Source organism: Qipengyuania triglochinis (assembly GCF_054655615.1).
The window spans coordinates 426,753-446,738 of sequence record NZ_BAAHND010000001.1; the positions used below are offsets into that span (position 1 = coordinate 426,753).

Below are 19,986 nucleotides of genomic sequence, written 5' to 3' on the forward strand. Positions count from 1 at the left end.
TGCCGGATCGAGTGACCCTCTTCGTCGCGAATGAAGCGCGCCGATCGGAGGCACTTTGGGCTCGGCTTACAATTCGCTAGCACCGTGGGTATCCAACGGCAACTATATTGCGCTTCCCTGTGCTTACACCCTAACCATCGACTGGCATGTCTCCGCGTTTCAAGCTCATCTCGCTTCTCCTGCTTCCGGCGATGTTGATCGCCGGACTCGTGCTATTTGCGAATGGCGAAGGGCTCAGCGGGAAAGGCGCGGGGTTCATCCTGAGGACCGACTTGCCGGGCTATGAAGCCGGGGTGGCATTACCGGATATTTCGGGCGATGCCGAGCTGCCGCTGGTCGTCATCGACCCCGGACATGGCGGAGTGGATCCAGGGGCCACTTCCGGCGGGTATGCCGAGAAAGAATTGGTGCTGGCACTCGCCGAAGCTTTACGTGACGAGCTCGAAGGCCAGGATATCGCGCGTGTGGCGCTGACGCGCGACAGCGACAAATATCTCCTACATAACGAGCGGTACCGGATCGCGCAGCGCCTCGATGCAGATCTGTTCCTGTCGATCCATGCCGATAGTGCTGGCGAAATTACGGATGTCGCAGGTGCCAGCATCTATACGCTATCCAACGAAGCCTCGAGCCGGGCAGCGGCCCTATATGCCGCGCGCGAGAACGCTTCCGACACGATTGGGGGCGTCGATCTGTCAAAGGAAAGCGACAGCGTGACCAATATCTTGGTAGAGCTTTCGCAGCGGCGCACCCAAGAGCGGTCCGATCAGTTCGCTCGGCTGATCGAGCAGGAAGGACAGGGAGTAATCCAGTTTCATCCCCAGGCGCGGCGGTCGGCGTGGCTCGCCGTGCTGCGCGCGCCCGATATTCCCTCCGTTCTTTTCGAAAGCGGCTTCATCTCCAATTCGCAGGATGCCGAACGGCTTGCCTCGCCAGAAGGGCAGAAGCGCTTCGCCGAAACGATGGCGCGGGCAATCGGCATATTCTTCGTTCGTCAGTCGGAAAGCTGAGGCTGGGCGATTCTTGTTCTGGCAATGTCCAGATTACAAGTGCTAGAGGCTTCGCCCATATATGGTTGCCATTCCCGATCTCGCATATGTCCGCCAGCGCCTGACCGGCGATCCCGCGCGTCTGTTCGCCTGGATGAAGGACAATTGGCACGACAGCCGGCGGCTGCGTGTCCTTACCTATCTCGTCGGGATCGGACTCATTCTTCTGGTCCTGGCCTGGGCGTCGCTGGCGCGTAACTTGCCCGAAGCCGATTCCCTGCTGGAATATGAGACGCCGCTGCCCACCGTCGTACGCGGGGTGGATGGGGAAATCGTCCACTCCTACGCGCGTGAACGGCGCGTGCAGCTCCAATATGTCGATTTTCCGCAGCCGCTGGTCGAGGCCTTTCTGTCGGCGGAAGACAAGACTTTCTTCAGCCATAGCGGCGTCGACTTCACCGGCACGCTGAATGCCGTGTTCGACTATGCAACGAAGTATGGTTCGGGCGAGCGCGCGGTCGGCGGTTCGACAATCACTCAGCAGGTCGCCAAGAACCTGTTGCTGGGCGACGAATATTCGGTGACCCGCAAGCTCAAGGAGATGATCCTTGCGCAACGCATCGAACAGGTTCTCACGAAGCAGGAAATCCTCGAGCTTTATCTCAACGAAATTCCGCTCGGCCGCCGCAGCTTCGGCGTGCAGGCCGCCGCACGTGCCTATTTCGACAAGGACGTCGGCGATCTCGATCTGCACGAAACCGCTTTCCTCGCCATCTTGCCGAAGGCGCCGGAGCGCTATGGTCGCGCCCGCTACGAGGATCTCGCGGTTTCGCGCCGCAACTTCGTCCTCGATCAGATGGTCGCCAACGACTTCGTCAGCGCCGGAGAAGCTGCGGCAGCGAAAAGCCAGCCGCTCGGGCTGGTCCAGCAACGTTCGGAACGGTCGGCGGATGCCGGCTATTTCCTCGAGGAAGTGCGCCGCCAGTTGATCGACAAATTCGGTGAAACCGCGGAAGATGGTGGCAATAGCGTATATGCCGGTGGGCTCTGGGTAAGAACCTCGCTCGACACCGAATTGCAGGATGCCGCTCGCGATGCCCTGCGCGCGCAATTGCTGAGCTACCACGGTAACCGCGGATATACGGGGCCGATTGCAACGCTCAACCCCGAAAACGGCGATCTGCATGGCCAGCTCGCATCGTCGAACATCTCGATCAATTACAAGGACTGGCAAATCGGCGTAATAACCACTGGCGGGTCCGACGCCAGGATCGGTATGACCGATGGCGAGGATTACGATCTGTCCGGCGCTCCGTCGTCGGTTAAGGTCGGCGATGTCGTCGCCGTCGAGAAAAGCGGATCCGGCTATGCCATCCGCGGTGTGCCCGAAGTGTCCGGCGCATTCCTTGCTGAATCGCCGAAGACGGGCCGCGTGCTCGCCATGCAAGGCGGGTTCGACAGCCGGCTCGGAAGCTTCAATCGCGCCACGCAGGCGCTGCGCCAGCCGGGTTCTACGATCAAGCCCTTCGTTTACGCCTCCGCGCTCGATCACGGGATGACGCCGGCTACCATGGTGCCTGATCAGACCTTCTGCGTGTGGCAGGGCGCCAATCTCGGCGAAAAATGCTTCCGGAACTTTGGCGGGGGGGGTGGCGGCGAGCACACGATGCGCTGGGGTCTCGAGCAAAGCCGCAATCTGATGACGATCCACATTGCCGACGATACCGGCATGCAAAACGTCACGCAGACGATCAAGCGGCTCGGCGTAGGGGATTACGAACCCTATTATTCTTTCGCGCTTGGTGCTGGTGACACCACCGTGGCGAGAATGGTCAATGGGTATGCCGCGCTTGCGAACTGGGGGCGCCAGCACGAAGGGTCGGTCATCGACTATGTGCAGGATCGCCGGGGCAAGGTCATCTTCCGAAGCGACAATCGCGAATGCAGCAGTTGCAACATGGATGAATGGGACGGGCAGCCCATGCCGCGCTTCGAGCCGGGCGGCCGGCAGGTTCTCGACCCGCGCACAGCATTCCAGGTGGTTCACATGTTGCAGGGCGTCGTCACGCGCGGAACGGCTGTTCGACTGCGGAGCCTCGAATTACCGCTATTTGGCAAGACCGGCACTACAAATGGCCCGACCAATGCATGGTTCGTGGGCGGAACGCCCGACATTATCGCGGGCATGTATGTCGGCTTCGACCAGCCGCGCAATCTCGGCGGATGGGTGCAGGGTGGCAATACCGCCGCGCCGATCATGAAACGGTTCATCGAAAGCACGCGGCAGCGCTGGACTTCGGACGACTTCATTGCGCCTCCGGGCATCCGGATGGTCAAGATCGACCGCCGCACCGGCAAGCGCGTATTCGAAGGGACTCCGTCCAACGATCCCAAAGCTGCCGTAATTTGGGAAGCGTTTAAACCCGACACCGAACCGTCCCGTTCGACCCGTTCGGACGAACTGGCCGCGCGGCGCAGCGAGATCCTCGATCTCATCCGCAGGGCCCGAGAGGGCGTCAAAGCTCCGCGGCGGGCAGCGCGCGAAGAAGTTCAGGAAGATTTCGTCGAGGATCAGGGCGGCATCTATTAGACCGCGCGGGCGCTGCGGCGCCTTCGCTTTACAATCGTCGCCCGCGCGTTAGGTGGGCGGGCATATTGTTTTGAGGAATTGACCTATGCGTGCCGAAGGGCAGGCCAATATCGACCGCATCGAAGCCGCGCTGGCGCTGGTTCGCCAGTCGCTCGACTGGGAACGTGCGCTACGCCGCCTCGACGAGCTGGATGCGCGCGTACAGGACCCCACCTTGTGGGACGATCCAAAGCAGGCGCAAGCAATTACTCAGGAGCAGAAGCGCCTCGAAACCGCGATCAACACGGTTCGCGAAATCGAGAGCGAAATGAGCGATGCCATCGAGTTCGTCTCTATGGGCGACGCTGAGGGTGACGATGAGATCGTCCGTGAAGGTCTAACCAGCCTCGAAACGCTGGCCGACCGCGCCGATCGCGACAAGGTTCAGGCCCTGCTTTCTGGCGAGGCGGATGGCAACGACACCTACTTGGAAATCCACGCGGGTGCTGGCGGGACCGAAAGCCAGGACTGGGCGGAAATGCTTTTCCGTATGTACGCCCGCTGGGCCGAACGGCGCGGCTTCAAGGTCGAGACGGTCGAACATCAATCGGGCGATCAAGCCGGCATCAAGAGCGCCACGCTGCTGCTCAAGGGCGAAAATGCGTATGGCTATGCCAAGACCGAAAGCGGTGTACACCGTCTGGTCCGGATCAGCCCTTACGATAGTTCGGCTCGCCGCCATACCAGCTTCAGCTCGGTCTGGGTCTATCCGGTTATCGACGACGATATTGATATCGAAATCAATCCGTCGGACCTCAAGATCGACACCTATCGCGCATCCGGGGCCGGCGGTCAGCACGTCAATACGACCGATTCAGCAGTGCGTATCACCCACCAACCCAGCGGTATTGTGGTGGCCAGCCAGAACGATCGTAGCCAGCACAAGAACAAGGCAACCGCCATGAACATGCTGAAGGCACGGCTGTTCGAACGCGAGATGGCTGAACGCGAGGCCGCAGCATCCGGTGAATATCAGGAAAAAAGCGATATTGGGTGGGGGCACCAGATCCGCAGTTATGTTCTGCAGCCTTATCAAATGGTCAAGGATCTCCGCACCGGTGTCACTTCGCCCACTCCCGACGATGTTCTGGACGGGGCGCTCGACCCCTTCATTTCCGCCGCACTCGCTCAGCGTGTTACTGGCGAAACTGTCGAGGTAGAGGACGCCGATTGATGCGGTTCACGCCGTTCGCCCTGACGGTGGCCGTCCTGCTTTCAGCGTGTTCGGGGGAGGGCGTAAGCAACTCCACTTTTCCCGAACCGGACCGGCCGGTCTCGGAAGCCGGATCAAACCAGTTTTCGACAGAGACCCAGCGCGATAGTCGTGGCGAGGCACAGACGGTCATGGATCTGGCAGAAATTCGGCCCGGAATGACTGTGGCGGATATTGGCGCTGGGAATGGATATTACACCGTCCGCCTTGCCGAACGGGTGGGATCCGAGGGCCGTGTCCTGGCTCAGGATATCGATGAGCAGGCACTCGGTCGTCTTGCCCGGCGGGTGGAGCGCTATCGTCTAGACAACGTTTCGATACGAAGCGGCGAATTTTCAGATCCCAAGCTGCCCGACAACAGCTTCGACCGCATCTTCATGGTCCATATGTACCATGAAATAGAACAGCCTTACGAGTTCCTATGGCGGATGTGGCCAGCCTTGCGCGCCGAAGGCCAGGTCATCGTCGTAGATATCGATCGGCCGACCGATGCACATGGTATCGATCCTTTGCTGCTGTCCTGCGAGTTCAGCCGCGTCGGCTATGAACTTGTGGCTTTCAAGGACGCGCCCGAGCTGTCCGGGTACTATGCACAGTTCAAGGCAACGGCTAACAGGCCGGAGCCCGGAGAGATCAAGCCCTGCCGCAGCGATAGCATAGCGCAGGGCTGAAACCGCAGTTGCGGTTGAATGCTAAAAGAGAGAAATTACATGAGTTTCAAGGGTCTGACCCCGATTGTTTACGGCGGGCGTGAAGTCTGGCCGCTAATCGAAGGCGGGAAGGGTGTTTCGGCGACGAATCACCTTAGCTCGGGAGCCTGGGCCGCTGCAGGGGGCATCGGTACGGTCAGTGCTGTGAACGCCGATACATACGATGAAGATGGCAATCCCGTACCGCAGGTATATCCGCAGGCAACCCGCGTAGAGCGCTTCGAGCAGCTGGTTCGCTATGGCATCGACGGCGCCACCGAACAGGTAAAGCGCGCCTACGAAATTGCCGATGGGAAGGGTGCCATCAATATCAATGTGCTGTGGGAAATGGGCGGTGCACAGCGCGTGATGGAAGGCGTGCTGGAAAATTGCCCCGGCATGGTCACCGGCGTCACCTGCGGTGCAGGAATGCCCTACAAGCTCGCCGAAATCGCGGCTCATCACAAAGTATACTATCTACCGATCGTCAGTTCGGCCCGCGCTTTTCGTGCTTTGTGGAAGCGCAGCTATTCCAAGGTGCCCGAATGGCTGGCAGCAGTCGTTTACGAAGATCCCTGGCTCGCTGGCGGCCATAACGGGCTTTCGAACGCCGAGGACCCAACCAAGCCGGAAGATCCGTATCCACGCGTGAAAGCTTTGCGCGATACCATGCGCAAGGAAGGCGTTTCGGAAGATGTCGCGATCGTCATGGCAGGCGGCGTTTGGTTCCTGCGCGAATGGAATGACTGGATCGACAATCCCGAGCTTGGCAAGATCGCTTTCCAATTCGGAACGCGCCCATTGCTCACGCATGAAAGCCCGATCCCACAGGTCTGGAAGGATATGCTTCGCACGGTCGAGCCGGGCGACGTCCTGCTGCACAAGTTCAGCCCGACCGGCTTCTATTCCAGCGCCGTGAAGACGCCGTTTCTGTACGATCTCATGCATCGCAGCGAGCGGCAGATCCCGATCTTCAAACGTGACGAAGAGGAAGGCACCATTCCTCTGATGGATCATGGCAAAGCGAAATATTTCTTCGTTCACCCGGGTGACCAGAGAAAGGCCCAGGCCTGGATGCACGAGGGCTTCACCGAAGCGCTCAAGACTCCCGACGACACCGTGGTTTTCGTAACTCCTGAAAGTGCTGAACAAATTCGCGCCGATCAGCAAGCCTGCATGGGATGCCTGTCTCATTGTCAGTTCTCCAGCTGGAAGGATCACGACAATCACACGACCGGTCGCCTTGCCGACCCGCGCAGCTTCTGCATACAGAAGACCCTGCAGGACATCGCGCATGGCGGTGATCCGGACGAAAATCTCGCATTCGCGGGACATGCAGCTTATCGTTTCAAGCAGGATCCTTTCTACTCGAACAACTTTACGCCCACTGTGGCGCAGTTGGTCGAACGGATTTTGGAAGGCGATTAATCTTGATGCGGGTGGGGGACAATCCTCCACCCGGACAGAATAGGGTCAAGTTGGTATAAGAGATGGATATCACTGTGCGGGAACGGATTAAGCGTCACTGCACCACGTCTGTTTAGCGAATACCCTGAACAATATTAGGCGGGACAAAGGTTTAGGTTAGGAAATCCTAATCCTTCATTTACCAATGTGCTCCTAGGAGGCGCCCGTAACGAAGCATCCGCGGAGCCCCTCGAGTGAACGATTCCCTGAAATTCCGCTCCGCGTGGGACGCGGTGTGCCGTTCCCAAGCGGTTGCCGAGTTTACCCCCGAAGGGCACGTGCTCTGGGCGAATGATCTTTTCTGCTCATCGATGGGATACGAACTCGAAAATATCGTGGATCGGCATCATTCGCTCTTCTGCGAGTCGACACTTCGCAACTCTAGAGAATACCGAGAGTTCTGGGATAAGCTGGGTGCAGGGAACTACGACGAGGGTACTTACCGAAGAGTTCGGCGAGACGGCTCTCCGATCTATCTTCGTGCAACATACAATCCCGTATTCGACGAGGAAGGTAACTGCGATCGCATCCTGAAGATCGCGGCAGACGTAACCGGTGAGTTTGAAGCAGCAGCCGATACCGCGGGAAAAACCGAGGCCTTCAACAGATCCTATGCCGTCATCGAATTCGGCCTCGATGGAACGATCTTGTCGGCCAATTCAAATTTTCTCGATCTGATGGGCTATCGCCTGGATGATGTCGTAGGCAAGCACCATCGGATTTTCTGCGAGAATGCTTATGCGTCGAGCGCCGAATATGCTCGTTTCTGGGAGCAATTGGGGCAGGGACGCTTTGAGGCCGGTCTCTATTGCCGCAAGCGCCGCGATGGCGGCGATGTATGGTTACAGGCAACATACAATCCGGTGATGAACGCCGAAGGCAAACCAGTAAAGGTCGTGAAGTTGGCGACGGATGTAACTTATCAGATCGGTCTGGAGCGGGAAGCGAAGGATGCGCTCGAGGACAGTCGCACGCTGGAAGCGCGCATCGGACAGCAGAATCAACGCCTAGAAGAGACGATGAGAGAGGTCGCGAATATCGTCTCGACCATTGACGGTATCGCTAACCAGACGACCATGCTGGCTCTCAACGCAACGATCGAGGCAGCTCATGCCGGTGAGAACGGCCGCGGTTTTGCCGTGGTTGCCAGTGAAGTGAAGAAGCTTGCGCAGGACACCCGGGACGCGACGACTCAGGCCGCGCAGATGATCAAGGGAAGCAAGCGGGCAAGGCTGGTAGCTTAGCGCCAGAGCTGCATCGAACGGATCGCGTCGGGCATCTTCGGATCCGTATCGGGACGGGAAATCGTCCGTTCGACCATGCGCCATTTGCGGCGAACTTTGCTCTTCTGCCACAGGTCCATCAGCCAGGTTTCACCTGACCATTCATCATTGCCCATGGTGGCATCTAGGGTCATCCGGGTCGCGAACACCGCGACGGAACCGTGGCGTCGAACGTAAACCTCATCGAACCGATAGCCATTGCAACGGAATCGCGTCGTCGCCGCTTCGAGCCAGCTAGCCCGGTCGAGAATGGCGGGACTCTTCGAACCCAGGAGAAAGATGAAATCCCGCGCTGCGAGCGCTTTCATCTGGTTGCGGTCGCGCTGGACCCAGCTGCGCATCCATTGATGTTCGAGCGCTTCGATGCGGGTTGCAAATTCATCCATGGCTGCAGCCGATTACAGCATCACATGGGTTCGGCAAGGGAGGTCAGGAAAGACCGCTCAGCACTTGGTCGGATGGACGGTGGCCGTCGGCCCACATGCGGATATTGGCGATCACCTTCATCCCCGAATCCTTGCGCCCCTCACGCGTCGCGCTGCCGATGTGCGGAAGCGTCATCACATTCGGATGACGGATCAAGCGCTCGTCGACATTCGGTTCATCCGGATAGACGTCTAGGCCGGCACCGGCCAGTCGGCCGCTTTCCAGGGCCTCAATAAGCGCTTCCTGATCCACCAGATCGCCACGAGCAGTGTTGATCAGGCTCGCACCCTCCTTCATCAGGCCTATTCGCCGGGCATCGATCATGTGGTGATTGTCCGGTCCGGCAGGACAATGAAGTGTCACGATGTCGGCTTCGGCGACGAGTTCGTCCAGATTTCCAATATACTTCGCGCTGAAGATGCGCTCGACTGCTTCGGGAAGCTGCTTGCGGTTGTGGTAGGAGATATTCAATCCGAAGGCCCGGGCGCGGTGAGCAACCGCCTGACCGATCCGCCCCATGCCCACGATACCGAGAGTCTTTCCACCTAACTTGCGGCCCAGCATGGCTGTGGGGGCCCAACCGGTCCAATCGCCGCTGCGGACCAGTTCGACGCCTTCTCGGATCCGGCGTGGCACTCCGATAATTCCCGCCATGGTGAGATCGGCGGTATCGTCGGTAAATACGCCGGGTGTGTTGGTCACCATGATCTTGTGCGCGGCAGCAGCTTTCAGATCGATATGCTCAGTCCCCGCGCCGAAGTTAGCGATGAGGCCGAGGTCCTTGCCGGCGTGGGCCAACATCTCCGCGTCGATCAGGTCGGTCACGGTCGGGACCAGAACATCGCATTGCTGCATGGCCTCTACCAGTTGATCTCTGGTGAGCGGCATGTCGCTCGCATTGGTGCGCACTTCGAACAAGGAAGCCATCCGATCTTCCACTGCCGGCCCTAAACGCCGGGTCACGATTACGCGGGGCTTGCGCGAGAGCCGCTTTTCGGAAGCAGGGCCGGGCTGATCTAATGTGGTCATACGATCGGTACCGCTACGCTTATGCCGCCGGGACGGTCAAGCAGCGCTTGTCGCCAAGAGTGTCGGCGGGTAAGGCGGGCGTATCATGATCAGCAAATTAACCATTGTTCTGGCAGCTTTTGTGCTGCTGGTTACGCCGGCTCAGGCGCAGGATCGTGAAGTTCCTTACTGGGCTACTTTACGGGCAAGCGAGATAAACCTGCGGGTTGGCCCCAGCGCCGACTATCGCATCGAGTGGGTTTATCGAAGGCCGGGACTGCCGGTGAAGGTCATTCGGGTAATGGATGGATGGCGCCTGATCGAAGATCCTGACGGCACAAGGGGGTGGGTGGCCTCACGGCTTCTTAGCCCGGACCTTGGCGTGATCGTCATCGGTAAGGGAAATGCGGACATGCGGGAAGACGCCGATGCCGATTCCGGCCTTAAATGGCGGCTTCAGCCAGGCGTGGTAGGCGCCTTGCACGAATGCGGAAGCGGGTGGTGCGAAATCTCGGTAGGGAACCGGACGGGATGGGTAAGAGAAGATCGTCTCTGGGGCGATGGTGAACCCTGAGGCCCGGACGTAAGACGAAAGTTGATACGAAAAGGGGCAGCTTTCCTGCCGCCCCTTATCAATTCACCTTTATCTCTCTGAACTATGTCGCAGGGGCCATGTCCGTGTTTGCATTTTCGATGCGACGGATGGTTGCCGTTGTAGTTCCATCTCCGCTGGTCGCCTCGAATGTACCGTCGGCACCTGGCGTTCCGCCGGTCCAGCACTCTTCCGGCTCAGCGCCGTCGGGGTCGTAGCACAACTGGCTGCCTTCCTGACGCCAAGTGCCACGCTCCAGTTCTGAGCCCTGCAGATCGGTGTCGACATAAGTGCCATCTGCATTCACCTGCTGGCGCACGACCGTACCGCCTTCCATGGTCATTTCGTAGGTTCCGGCCATTTGGTTTGCCGAAGCCGTATCTGTCGTTCCGGCCTGATTAGTGGTCATCTCAGTCTCGGGAGAAACTTCGGCCTCGTTCGACCCGCATGCAGCGAGCGCTCCACAAGCCGCGATAACAAAAATCTTCTTCATGCTGTGTTCCCTTCTCCCGCACCAACGCCGTCGGTGCGGGGAGGGTCCCGACTGTGTCAGAGGATTTCCAGCGCGACTGCGGTCGCTTCACCGCCACCAATGCACAGGCTCGCAACGCCTCGCTTCTTACCTTGCTGCTTGAGAGCATTGAGGAGAGTGACGATAATCCGCGCGCCGCTTGCGCCAATTGGATGACCCAGCGCGGTGCCGCCGCCGTTCACGTTGATCTTTTCGTGGGGAATGCCGATGTCGCGCATTGCGAACATCGCAACGCAGGCAAAAGCCTCGTTGACTTCCCAAAGATCAACATCGTCGGCCGACCAACCCGCTTCGGAAAGAACTTTCTCGATGGCGCCGATCGGTGCGACCGTGAATTCGGAGGGTTCCTGCGCGTGTGCGGCCATGGCCACGATCTTGGCCACAGCTTCCTGCCCGTTTTCTTTCGCCACGCTTTCACGGCTGAGGACGAGCGCTGCAGCACCATCCGAGATCGAGGAAGAAGTCGCGGCGGTGATGGTTCCGTCTTTCGCGAAAGCCGGACGAAGCTGGGGAATCTTGTCAGGATTGCCACGGCCAGGCGCTTCATCGGTATCGACCGTCACCTCGCCCTTGCGGGTAGTGAAGGTCACCGCGGCGATTTCGTCGGCAAAGGCACCGCTATCGATTGCCGCATTCGCCCGGCGGAGAGACTCGATGGAATAATCATCCATCTGCTCGCGCGTGAGCTGGTACTCATCGGCGGTGTCCTGGGCGAAGGTACCCATCGCCCGACCTTCTTCGTAGGCATCTTCCAGCCCGTCGAGGAACATGTGATCGTAGGCTGTATCATGCCCGAAGCGCGCGCCGCTGCGGTGCTTCTTCAAAAGGTATGGCGCGTTTGTCATGCTTTCCATGCCGCCTGACACGACGTAGTCGATCGTGCCGCTGGCCAGCGCTTCCGCACCCATGATGACGGTCTGCATTCCGCTGCCGCAAACCTTGTTGACGGTCGTAGCTTGAACGGATTTTGGCAACCCAGCCTTGATCGAAGCCTGACGGGCGGGCGCTTGGCCGAGACCGGCAGGAAGCACACAGCCCATATAAGTGCGGTCGAATTTTTCGACTGGAACGCCAGAGCGCTCAACTGCAGCCTTGACCGCGGTCGCGCCAAGTTCGGTGGCAGAAACATCGGCGAGGGCGCCCTGCATGCTGCCCATCGGGGTCCGGGCGTATGAAAGAATGACGACGGGGTCGGCTGCGCTGAACTGGGGCATGCTTGTGCTGGTCCTTCTAGTCTGAAATATCTCGTGCGCAGATAGGATGTGCGTCGCAGCGGCGCAACACGAAGCGGGAGTGATGGATATGGCTGCAGACCAGCGTATGGCGATGGAAGACATGTTGCGTAAGCAGCGCGCGGTTGCGACGCGGTCTCGGCCTGAAGCCCTGTCAGCTCGGAAGGATCGCTTGGAGCGAGCGATCAAGCTGCTGAAGGATCACGCAGATGATCTTGCGAAAGTGATGAGCGCGGACTTTGGAAACCGATCACCAAAACAGTCGATGATTACCGATATTTCGAGCACTTTGAATTTCGGCAAATATTGCCTGAAGCATGTGGATGGGTGGACGAAACCTCAGAGGCGACATGTCCAGTTCCCGCTTGGCCTGCTCGGCGCAAAGGCGGAAGTCCGCTATCAGCCCAAGGGTGTTATCGGAATTCTCAGTCCGTGGAATTTTCCCGTTAACCTCACCTTCGGGCCATTGATGCAGGTTTTTGCAGCGGGTAATCGGGCTATGATAAAACCTAGCGAGTTCACTCCGAAGACCAGCCTCATGATGAAAGAGCTGGTGGAAGAATATTTCTCGCCAGACGAATGCGCTGTGTTCACCGGCGGAGCCGAGGTGGCCGCAGCGTTTTCTGAATTGCCTTTCGATCACCTGGTCTTCACTGGTTCGACCGCAACCGGCCGCAAGGTTATGGAATCGGCGGCCAAGAACCTCGTGCCGGTGACTTTGGAACTTGGCGGGAAGAGCCCGGTTTTGCTGGGCGAAAGCGCCGATTTCACCAGGGCGGGAGAGCGTATCGCGCTGGGAAAGATGATGAATGCCGGGCAGATATGTCTCGCGCCTGACTATCTTTATGTTCCTGAAGGACGCCAGGACGAAGTGATCCACGGGATTTGGCAAGCTACTGCGAATATGTATCCCAGCCTTCTCGAAAACGAAGACTATGCAAGCCTCGTTTCAGACCGGCATTACGACCGCCTGCAGGGGATGGTAGCCGACGCACGGGGTAAAGGCGCCGAGGTTATCGAAGTGAACCCTGCCAATGAAGATTTCTCATCCAGCAACGCACGCAAGATGCCGCTTACCATCCTGAAGGGCGTGTCGGACGACATGGATGCTATGAAAGAGGAAATCTTCGGGCCGGTTCTTCCGGTGAAGACCTACGGCCATATCGATGAAGCGATCGATTACGTGAATGCAAACGATCGTCCGCTGGGCCTCTATTATTTCGGCAATGACAGTGGCGAGCGGGAGCGTGTGCTGTCGCAAACGATTAGCGGCGGCGTGACCGTGAATGATGTCGTGTTCCACGTATCCATGGAGGATTTGCCGTTTGGCGGCATCGGCTCGAGCGGGATGGGCAGCTATCACGGTATCGAAGGGTTCCGTGAATTCAGCCACGCACGCAGCATCTACACCCAACCGAAGATCGATATCGCGAAGCTTGGTGGTCTCAAGCCGCCTTATGGTTCTGGGACCAACTAGGCGCTTCAGGCCTCTGCAACTGGCCCGACGGAGGAAATCACGCCAGGCCAGTTGCCCACCAATTTACTTTTCCCGATCGGCCAAGGCGAATTCCGCGAAGTTCACCATTATCGCTTCCCAATAGGCCAGATTGTCCATGAAAAGCGCTTCCGACATTCCGCCGGCTTCCAGATCGATGTCCATTTCGATTGCCGGGTCACCATCCTGGTCCAGATATACCCTGCCGAAGCGGTTTTCGCTGGCGTAATTGTTCATTTCTTCGAGAGTCGGGTCGGTGTCGGCAGCGAAGGCTGTATAAAACTGCACAGACTTGCAGTCGTCGCCGTTTTCATCGCAACTGAACGGCAGGATGATGAAGTTGTAGCCGGCCATTCCCGTTTTGATAGAACGATCCTTGCCTTCGCCCTGCAGCTTTGCCTGATACCCATTCTCGCGCAGGACATCTGCAATCTGATCGAGATCGGCAGTGACGTTGGCGGCGCATAGCGGATTCGCGGCAAAGAGCGATGCGATAACCGCGGTGCAGGAAAGGGTTTGTCTTAGCATTCGGTACTGTCCTTCAAGTTCATTTCGGGCTGCCAATCGCGTGGAGGTATTAACACCCGTTCAACGCAGCTTGTGAAAATCGCGGGAAACTCATGGGGTCAAGCCCTTGCGCCACGCGGGCGAGGGGCCTAGAGGCTGGCCCGAAACCTAGTCCAGACGGAATCATACGTGGTCGATCTCGAACAATATCTTCCGATCCTGATTTTCCTGTTTATCGCGGCGGGCCTTTCGGCCCTGTTCGTGTTCCTGCCGATGGGTGTGTCACGCCTTACGGGGGCACATCAGCCGACGGCAGAGAAATACAGCGAATATGAATGCGGCTTCCCCGCTTTCGAGGATCCGCGCAGCCAGTTTGACGTGCGCTTCTACCTTGTGGCGATCCTGTTCATCATTTTCGATCTCGAAGCTGCATTCCTTTTTCCCTGGGCTGTTAGTCTCGATCTTACCGGATGGCCGGGCTGGATCACCATGATGGTGTTTCTTACCGAACTGATCATCGGTTTCGCCTATGCGTGGAAAGTCGGCGCGCTGGAGTGGGAGTAATCGCATGAGCCAGCAAATGACATCTTCCCCTCACGGCCGCGATCCCCTGGTTCAGCCTACGGCGCAAGCCGGAGAGGTGCGTCAGCCGGACGCAGATTATTTCAACGCGCTTCAGACCGAGGTGAATGACAAGGGCTTTCTTGTCACTTCTACCGAAGATCTGTTCCAGTGGGCGCGAACCGGCTCGCTCTGGTGGATGACGTTCGGCCTCGCGTGCTGCGCGGTCGAGATGATTCACGTGAATATGCCGCGTTACGATATGGAGCGCTTTGGCGTTGCCCCGCGCGCTTCCCCGCGTCAGAGCGACGTGATGATTGTTGCCGGCACGCTGTGCAACAAGATGGCTCCGGCCCTGCGCAAGGTGTACGACCAGATGTCGGAGCCGAAGTATGTTATCTCCATGGGCAGCTGTGCCAATGGTGGTGGCTATTATCATTACAGTTATTCGGTGGTGCGCGGGTGTGACCGTATCGTGCCGGTCGACATCTATGTTCCCGGCTGCCCGCCGACCGCCGAAGCTCTGCTGTATGGCGTGATGCAATTGCAGCGGAAAATCCGCCGCGTGGGTACGATCGAACGTTAAGGGCTTAGGCAATGGCTACACTTCATTCCGCGCCCCGGTTCACACAGATCGATGGGCTGAAGGGTGCGCTCACTCAAGCACTCGGCGATCACCTTGTCGAAGCGCACGAGGAGCACGGTGAGCTCCTTCTGCGCGTAAATCGTACTGGCATCGCCGACGCCTTACGGCTTCTGCGCGACGAGCATGGCTATCAGCAGCTGATGGAAATTGCTGGGGCGGACTATCCATCACGTTCCGAGCGTTTCGAAATCGTCTACATGCTTCTGAGCCTGACCAAGAACAATCGCATCATGGTCAAGTGCACGGCCAGTGAGGACACGCCCGTACCGACGGTGACGGGTTTGTGGCCCAATGCTGGCTGGCTCGAACGTGAAGTGTTCGACATGTACGGTGTGCTGTTCGATGGAAATACCGACCTGCGCCGTATCCTAACCGACTACGGATTCGAAGGGCATCCCTTCCGCAAGGATTTCCCGCTTACGGGCTATGTCGAACTTCGGTATTCCGAAGACGAGAAGCGGGTAGTTTACGAACCGGTCGAGCTCGCGCAGGATTTGCGTCAATTCGATTTCATGAGTCCCTGGGAGGGTGCGGATTACGTCCTTCCTGGCGATGAAAAGGCGGATCAGCCGCCGGTGGATGAGCCGAAGACCACAGAGAAGCCTTCGGACACTGGCGCGGGCAAAGAGGCGGACGACAAGGCGTCCGACAAGGTAAGCGCCGGCGCACCGGCGGAAGAGGACAGCGGGGAAGATGCTCCGCCACCAAAGCCTACCGAGGATCAGCCCGCGCGAAAAGCTCGCAAGGGCAAGACAACGGATACAGCGAAAGCTACCCAGCCAAAGAAGGGCGCAGCAGCTAAAAAGAAGCCGACGGCCGCCAAGAAGGCGCCGGCAAAGAAGAAAAAGGGCGAATGATGCGTCATCTCTTTCTTCCAATTACCGTGCTAGCTCTCGCGGCATGTTCGTCGCAGCCCGCCAGTGAACAGGAAAATGCCGATGATTTTGCCAGCCGGATCGGTCAGAAGGATGGCAATCCTGTTGCAATCGACCCTGCGGAGCGAGCTGAACAGCCGAACACGGTAGAGGCCGCAGCTCCTCAAGGTGCGGACGTCACCCAACTCGATCAATTGGCCGATATCGGTGGGGTAGATTTCGGTCCGCGTGATGGGGGCTGCACCTTTATGGATGGCAACCGCGAGATTCTCATCGCATCCGGCCTCAACGAACCGACCTTGCCAGGCAAGGCAGTGATTCGCGTGGGCGGCCGCCTCGTCCTTCTCGACGGTAAACCTGGTGGTCTAGCGGCCATCCGGAGCGGCACGAGCTTCTCCGGCAATGGCGTTGCTGTTCAAGTAGCTCCGGCCGAAGGCAGCGCGCAGGCGCGCCCGGCCAACCTGTCGGTCACATCGGCTGACGGTAAGACTGCAACATATTCCGGCAATTGGATCTGCGCATGAGTAGTGCAATGCACATCGAGGAATCGCCGACCACCGGCGACGAGACGATCACCAATTACACGATCAACTTCGGCCCTCAGCATCCGGCGGCCCATGGTGTGCTTCGTATGGTGATGGAGCTCGACGGTGAGATTATCGAGCGGATCGACCCGCATGTCGGCCTCTTGCATCGCGGCACCGAGAAGCTGATCGAGCACAAGACGTATCTTCAAGCGCTGCCTTATTTCGACCGGCTCGACTATTGCAGCCCGCTGGCGCAGGAATACAGCTACGTTCTCGCAATCGAGAAGCTGCTCAATGTCCAGGTGCCCGAGCGCGCGCAGTATCTGCGTGTTCTGTTCGCGGAGCTTACCCGCATCTGCAACCACATGCTCAACATCGGCGCCCATGTAATGGATGTGGGCGCAATGACCCCGAACTTGTGGGTGTTCGAACTGCGTGAAGATTGCATGAATTTCTTCGAGCGGGCATCGGGCGCGCGGATGCACAGCGCTTATTTCCGCCCCGGTGGCGTTCACCAGGATGTACCGGAAAAACTTCTGGTCGATATTGGTGAGTGGATCGATACGCGCCTGCCCGAACTCTTTGGCGATGCTATGAGCCTTGTTATGGACAATCGCATCTTCAAGCAGCGTAATGTCGATATCGCAGTCGTCAGCAAAGACGATGCGGTGGCCTGGGGCTTCTCTGGTCCGATGATCCGTGCTGCAGGCATCCCCTGGGATCTGCGAAAGTCGCAGCCTTATGATGTCTACGACCGGATGGAGTTCGACATTCCTGTCGGCACCAATTCCGATTGTTACGACCGCTTCATTGTGCGCGTGAAGGAAGTTTACGAAAGCGCCAAAATTATGAAGCAGTGTCTGGCGCAAATGCCGGGCGGGCCGATCGCAAGTGATGACCGCAAGGTCGCACCGCCTAAGCGCGCGGAGATGAAGCAGTCGATGGAAGCGCTTATCCATCACTTCAAGCTCTACACCGAAGGCTTCCACGTACCGGCAGGTGAAGTTTACGTTGCTACCGAAAGCCCGAAAGGTGAATTCGGTGTCTACCTCGTTAGCGACGGGTCCAACAAGCCTTACCGCTGTAAGATCCGTCCGACGGCCTTCAGCCACCTGCAAGCAATGGATTTTATGTCGAAGGGCCACATGCTGCCTGATGCCACCGCCATTCTCGGCGCCATCGATGTCGTGTTCGGGGAGTGCGACCGCTAATGGCTGACCGTAGTCCCGCCCCCAATACTCCTGAACTGCGTGAGCGCTGGGGCGCTTTCGAGTTTACAGAGAGCTATCGTGCACGCGCCGACAAGGCGATTGCGCGTTATCCCGAAGGCCGCCAGAAATCTGCGGTGATGCCACTGCTGGATCTCGCGCAGCGTCAGGTCGGCGAAGAGACGAATACGCAGGGCTGGCTCCCGCTACCGGTCATCGAATATGTCGCCGACTATCTCGATATACCGGTTATCCGCGTACTGGAAGTCGCCACCTTCTACTTCATGTATAATATGAAGCCGGTTGGTAAGTACCACGTGCAAGTGTGCGGCACTACGCCGTGCATGCTTCGCGGATCTGACGGCTTGTTCGAAACTTGCAAGAAGCGCGGCATGGTAAAGGGCCATGTATCCGAGGATGGCCTTTGGACGCTCACCGAAGTCGAATGCATGGGCAATTGCGCAACCGCGCCTATGGTCCAGATCAATGACGACAATTACGAAGATCTCACGCCCGAGCGTCTCGACACAATTCTGGACGCACTAGCGAAGGGTGACCAGCCGAAGACCGGAACGCAGGAACCTGGCCGACATACCAGCGAGCCAGCTGGCGATCTGACGACGCTGACAGCAATGAGAGATGAAAACCACGATTACCGGAGCGAATGGTGATGGATAGCTCGATTATCACGATCATCCTTACAATCCTCGCGGTAATAATAGCGTGGAAAGTATTGAAGGGTGTCATCAAGACGGTCGCACTGGTCGCTATCCTGATCGTTGCTGGACTAGTCGTCTTCGGAGGAGGCTTCTGATGCTCGCCGATAAGGATCGCATCTTTACGAACCTTTATGGGTTCCAGGATTGGGGCCTGAAGGCGGCGCAACAGCGCGGTGACTGGGACGATACCAAATCGCTGATCGCACGCGGGCACGACAACATAATTGAAGAGATGAAAGCTTCGGGTCTGCGGGGACGCGGAGGCGCGGGCTTCCCGACGGGGCTAAAATGGTCTTTTATGCCGGAGGAATCCAAGGACGGTCGTCCCAGCTTCCTTGTTATCAATGCCGATGAATCCGAACCGGGCTCTTGCAAAGACCGCGAGATTATCCGGCATGATCCGCACAAACTTATCGAAGGCGCGCTGCTCGCCGGTTATGCGATGCGGGCGAGGGCAGCTTACATCTACATCCGCGGCGAATATATCCGGGAAGCCGAGACGCTGCAGGCTGCTATCGAAGAAGCCTATGATGCCGGTCTGATCGGCAAAAACGCTTCGAAGTCGGGCTATGATTTCGACGTGTTCCTGCATCGCGGTGCAGGCGCCTATATTTGCGGCGAAGAAACTGCGATGATCGAAAGCTTGGAAGGCAAGAAGGGACAGCCCCGCCTCAAGCCGCCGTTCCCTGCCGGTGCAGGTCTCTATGGTTGCCCGACCACGGTCAACAACGTTGAATCGATTGCCGTCGTTCCGACCATCCTTCGCCGTGGTGCGAGCTGGTTCAGCAGCTTCGGGCGCGAGAACAACAAGGGCACCAAGCTCTTTCAGATCTCGGGCCATGTGAACAAACCTTGCGTGGTCGAAGAGGCACTGAGTATCCCCTTCAGCGAGCTGATCGAAAAGCATTGCGGCGGAATTCGCGGCGGCAAGGACAATCTCCTCGCCGTGATCCCCGGCGGTTCGTCTGTTCCTCTGGTGCCTGCCGAGCAAATTTGGGATGCCCCCATGGATTTCGACGGGCTGAAGGAACTAGGTTCCGGCCTGGGAACCGCAGGCGTTATCGTGATGGACAAGTCGACTGACATCGTCCGGGCGATCAGCCGCATCAGCTTTTTCTACAAGCATGAAAGCTGCGGCCAGTGCACCCCCTGTCGCGAAGGCACGGGGTGGATGTGGCGCATGATGGAACGGCTGCGAACCGGCGATGCAGCGATCGAGGAAATCGACATGCTGCAGCAAGTCACTAAGCAGGTAGAAGGTCATACGATCTGTGCACTCGGCGATGCCGCAGCGTGGCCTATACAAGGCCTTATTCGCCATTTCCGGCCAGAGTTGGAGCGCCGGATCGAAGAACACAACGCCAATTTCGCAGAGGCAGCCGAATAGG

21 protein-coding genes are annotated in these 19,986 nt (G+C 58.3%); 16 read left to right on the top strand and 5 right to left on the bottom strand.

Annotated features, from left to right (window positions below):
- Positions 1-146: 146 nt before the first annotated feature.
- The 6 genes from ACYQ0G_RS02165 (at position 147) to ACYQ0G_RS02190 (ending at position 8,231) form a co-directional block, all read left to right on the top strand.
- Positions 147-1,010 carry an N-acetylmuramoyl-L-alanine amidase family protein gene (locus tag ACYQ0G_RS02165; protein WP_460098756.1) on the top strand — a complete coding sequence of 288 codons (864 nt, stop codon included), beginning with the start codon at positions 147-149 and terminating at the stop codon, positions 1,008-1,010.
- 133 nt (positions 1,011-1,143) lie between these two features.
- A complete protein-coding gene (locus tag ACYQ0G_RS02170; RefSeq protein ID WP_460100583.1) occupies positions 1,144-3,579 on the top strand; it encodes a penicillin-binding protein 1A in 2,436 nt (811 codons plus the stop codon).
- An 85-nt stretch (positions 3,580-3,664) separates the two neighbouring features.
- Positions 3,665-4,792 carry a peptide chain release factor 2 gene (gene prfB / locus ACYQ0G_RS02175; protein WP_460098759.1) on the top strand — a complete coding sequence of 376 codons (1,128 nt, stop codon included), beginning with the start codon at positions 3,665-3,667 and terminating at the stop codon, positions 4,790-4,792.
- Entirely contained in the window at positions 4,792-5,502 is a 711-nt protein-coding gene (locus ACYQ0G_RS02180; RefSeq protein ID WP_460098762.1) for a class I SAM-dependent methyltransferase, read from the top strand. The genes prfB and ACYQ0G_RS02180 overlap by 1 nt, the downstream gene beginning before the upstream one ends.
- A gap of 39 nt (positions 5,503-5,541) precedes the next feature.
- Positions 5,542-6,948: an NAD(P)H-dependent flavin oxidoreductase gene (locus ACYQ0G_RS02185; protein WP_460098765.1), complete on the top strand. Its 1,407-nt coding sequence runs from the start codon at positions 5,542-5,544 to the stop codon at positions 6,946-6,948.
- A 233-nt stretch (positions 6,949-7,181) separates the two neighbouring features.
- On the top strand, positions 7,182-8,231 hold the full coding sequence (locus tag ACYQ0G_RS02190) for a methyl-accepting chemotaxis protein (RefSeq protein WP_460098768.1): 1,050 nt from the start codon (positions 7,182-7,184) through the stop codon (positions 8,229-8,231).
- On the opposite strand, the gene ACYQ0G_RS02195 is transcribed toward ACYQ0G_RS02190, so the two are convergent.
- Both ACYQ0G_RS02195 and ACYQ0G_RS02200 read right to left on the bottom strand, forming a co-directional pair.
- Entirely contained in the window at positions 8,228-8,656 is a 429-nt protein-coding gene (locus ACYQ0G_RS02195; RefSeq protein ID WP_460098771.1) for a nuclear transport factor 2 family protein, read from the bottom strand. The two genes, ACYQ0G_RS02190 and ACYQ0G_RS02195, sit on opposite strands and share 4 nt — an antisense overlap.
- 43 nt (positions 8,657-8,699) lie before the next feature.
- Complete coding sequence (locus tag ACYQ0G_RS02200) at positions 8,700-9,725, bottom strand: 2-hydroxyacid dehydrogenase (protein WP_460098773.1); 1,026 nt, start codon at positions 9,723-9,725, stop codon at positions 8,700-8,702.
- 85 nt (positions 9,726-9,810) lie between these two features.
- Between ACYQ0G_RS02200 and ACYQ0G_RS02205 the strand changes: the two genes are divergently transcribed.
- A complete protein-coding gene (locus tag ACYQ0G_RS02205) occupies positions 9,811-10,278 on the top strand; it encodes an SH3 domain-containing protein (protein WP_460098776.1) in 468 nt (155 codons plus the stop codon).
- Positions 10,279-10,360: 82 nt separating this feature from the next.
- On the opposite strand, the gene ACYQ0G_RS02210 is transcribed toward ACYQ0G_RS02205, so the two are convergent.
- Both ACYQ0G_RS02210 and ACYQ0G_RS02215 read right to left on the bottom strand, forming a co-directional pair.
- On the bottom strand, positions 10,361-10,789 hold the full coding sequence (locus ACYQ0G_RS02210; RefSeq protein WP_460098779.1) for a hypothetical protein: 429 nt from the start codon (positions 10,787-10,789) through the stop codon (positions 10,361-10,363).
- 56 nt (positions 10,790-10,845) lie between these two features.
- Positions 10,846-12,042, bottom strand: a complete 1,197-nt coding sequence (locus tag ACYQ0G_RS02215; protein ID WP_460098782.1) for a thiolase family protein — start codon at positions 12,040-12,042, stop codon at positions 10,846-10,848.
- An 82-nt stretch (positions 12,043-12,124) separates the two neighbouring features.
- Between ACYQ0G_RS02215 and ACYQ0G_RS02220 the strand changes: the two genes are divergently transcribed.
- Positions 12,125-13,537: a coniferyl aldehyde dehydrogenase gene (locus ACYQ0G_RS02220; protein WP_479685288.1), complete on the top strand. Its 1,413-nt coding sequence runs from the start codon at positions 12,125-12,127 to the stop codon at positions 13,535-13,537.
- Positions 13,538-13,600: 63 nt separating this feature from the next.
- Here ACYQ0G_RS02220 and ACYQ0G_RS02225 read toward each other — a convergent pair whose 3' ends face one another.
- Positions 13,601-14,083, bottom strand: coding sequence for a YbjN domain-containing protein (locus ACYQ0G_RS02225; RefSeq protein ID WP_460098785.1), 483 nt, complete (start codon positions 14,081-14,083; stop codon positions 13,601-13,603).
- A 168-nt stretch (positions 14,084-14,251) separates the two neighbouring features.
- Between ACYQ0G_RS02225 and ndhC the strand changes: the two genes are divergently transcribed.
- From ndhC to nuoF, 8 genes are read left to right on the top strand one after another with little or no spacing between them, the layout of a single operon-like run.
- Positions 14,252-14,626 (top strand): NADH-quinone oxidoreductase subunit A, encoded by a 375-nt coding sequence (ndhC, locus tag ACYQ0G_RS02230; RefSeq protein ID WP_460098788.1) that lies wholly within the window; start codon positions 14,252-14,254, stop codon positions 14,624-14,626.
- Positions 14,627-14,642: 16 nt separating this feature from the next.
- Complete coding sequence (locus ACYQ0G_RS02235) at positions 14,643-15,209, top strand: NuoB/complex I 20 kDa subunit family protein (RefSeq protein WP_460100586.1); 567 nt, start codon at positions 14,643-14,645, stop codon at positions 15,207-15,209.
- An 11-nt stretch (positions 15,210-15,220) separates the two neighbouring features.
- Positions 15,221-16,126, top strand: coding sequence for an NADH-quinone oxidoreductase subunit C (locus tag ACYQ0G_RS02240; protein ID WP_460098791.1), 906 nt, complete (start codon positions 15,221-15,223; stop codon positions 16,124-16,126).
- Positions 16,123-16,668, top strand: a complete 546-nt coding sequence (locus ACYQ0G_RS02245; protein WP_460098794.1) for a hypothetical protein — start codon at positions 16,123-16,125, stop codon at positions 16,666-16,668. Before ACYQ0G_RS02240 ends, ACYQ0G_RS02245 begins: the two co-directional genes overlap by 4 nt.
- Positions 16,665-17,882, top strand: coding sequence for an NADH-quinone oxidoreductase subunit D (locus ACYQ0G_RS02250; protein ID WP_460098796.1), 1,218 nt, complete (start codon positions 16,665-16,667; stop codon positions 17,880-17,882). The genes ACYQ0G_RS02245 and ACYQ0G_RS02250 overlap by 4 nt, the downstream gene beginning before the upstream one ends.
- A complete protein-coding gene (gene nuoE / locus ACYQ0G_RS02255; protein ID WP_460098798.1) occupies positions 17,882-18,550 on the top strand; it encodes an NADH-quinone oxidoreductase subunit NuoE in 669 nt (222 codons plus the stop codon). Before ACYQ0G_RS02250 ends, nuoE begins: the two co-directional genes overlap by 1 nt.
- The gene (locus ACYQ0G_RS02260; RefSeq protein ID WP_460098801.1) at positions 18,550-18,693 is read left to right on the top strand and encodes a hypothetical protein; all 144 of its coding nucleotides are present in this window, start codon (positions 18,550-18,552) and stop codon (positions 18,691-18,693) included. The genes nuoE and ACYQ0G_RS02260 overlap by 1 nt, the downstream gene beginning before the upstream one ends.
- Complete coding sequence (gene nuoF, locus ACYQ0G_RS02265) at positions 18,693-19,985, top strand: NADH-quinone oxidoreductase subunit NuoF (protein ID WP_460098803.1); 1,293 nt, start codon at positions 18,693-18,695, stop codon at positions 19,983-19,985. The genes ACYQ0G_RS02260 and nuoF overlap by 1 nt, the downstream gene beginning before the upstream one ends.
- The last annotated feature ends 1 nt before the right edge of the window (position 19,986 follow it).

Excerpts from the sequence above, each read along its gene's own strand:
- ACYQ0G_RS02225 (WP_460098785.1), bottom strand. The coding sequence starts at position 14,083 with ATGCTAAGACAAACCCTTTCCTGCACCGCGGTTATCGCATCGCTCTTT.
- ACYQ0G_RS02180 (WP_460098762.1), top strand. The coding sequence starts at position 4,792 with ATGCGGTTCACGCCGTTCGCCCTGACGGTGGCCGTCCTGCTTTCAGCG.
- ACYQ0G_RS02195 (WP_460098771.1), bottom strand. The coding sequence starts at position 8,656 with ATGGATGAATTTGCAACCCGCATCGAAGCGCTCGAACATCAATGGATG.
- ACYQ0G_RS02220 (WP_479685288.1), top strand. The coding sequence starts at position 12,125 with ATGGATATGGCTGCAGACCAGCGTATGGCGATGGAAGACATGTTGCGT.
- ACYQ0G_RS02250 (WP_460098796.1), top strand. The coding sequence starts at position 16,665 with ATGAGTAGTGCAATGCACATCGAGGAATCGCCGACCACCGGCGACGAG.
- ACYQ0G_RS02185 (WP_460098765.1), top strand. The coding sequence starts at position 5,542 with ATGAGTTTCAAGGGTCTGACCCCGATTGTTTACGGCGGGCGTGAAGTC.
- ACYQ0G_RS02245 (WP_460098794.1), top strand. The coding sequence starts at position 16,123 with ATGATGCGTCATCTCTTTCTTCCAATTACCGTGCTAGCTCTCGCGGCA.
- ACYQ0G_RS02215 (WP_460098782.1), bottom strand. The coding sequence starts at position 12,042 with ATGCCCCAGTTCAGCGCAGCCGACCCCGTCGTCATTCTTTCATACGCC.
- ACYQ0G_RS02170 (WP_460100583.1), top strand. The coding sequence starts at position 1,144 with ATGAAGGACAATTGGCACGACAGCCGGCGGCTGCGTGTCCTTACCTAT.
- prfB (WP_460098759.1), top strand. The coding sequence starts at position 3,665 with ATGCGTGCCGAAGGGCAGGCCAATATCGACCGCATCGAAGCCGCGCTG.
- ACYQ0G_RS02205 (WP_460098776.1), top strand. The coding sequence starts at position 9,811 with ATGATCAGCAAATTAACCATTGTTCTGGCAGCTTTTGTGCTGCTGGTT.
- nuoE (WP_460098798.1), top strand. The coding sequence starts at position 17,882 with ATGGCTGACCGTAGTCCCGCCCCCAATACTCCTGAACTGCGTGAGCGC.
- ACYQ0G_RS02210 (WP_460098779.1), bottom strand. The coding sequence starts at position 10,789 with ATGAAGAAGATTTTTGTTATCGCGGCTTGTGGAGCGCTCGCTGCATGC.
- ACYQ0G_RS02235 (WP_460100586.1), top strand. The coding sequence starts at position 14,643 with ATGACATCTTCCCCTCACGGCCGCGATCCCCTGGTTCAGCCTACGGCG.
- ACYQ0G_RS02200 (WP_460098773.1), bottom strand. The coding sequence starts at position 9,725 with ATGACCACATTAGATCAGCCCGGCCCTGCTTCCGAAAAGCGGCTCTCG.
- ACYQ0G_RS02260 (WP_460098801.1), top strand. The coding sequence starts at position 18,550 with ATGGATAGCTCGATTATCACGATCATCCTTACAATCCTCGCGGTAATA.
- nuoF (WP_460098803.1), top strand. The coding sequence starts at position 18,693 with ATGCTCGCCGATAAGGATCGCATCTTTACGAACCTTTATGGGTTCCAG.
- ACYQ0G_RS02240 (WP_460098791.1), top strand. The coding sequence starts at position 15,221 with ATGGCTACACTTCATTCCGCGCCCCGGTTCACACAGATCGATGGGCTG.
- ACYQ0G_RS02165 (WP_460098756.1), top strand. The coding sequence starts at position 147 with ATGTCTCCGCGTTTCAAGCTCATCTCGCTTCTCCTGCTTCCGGCGATG.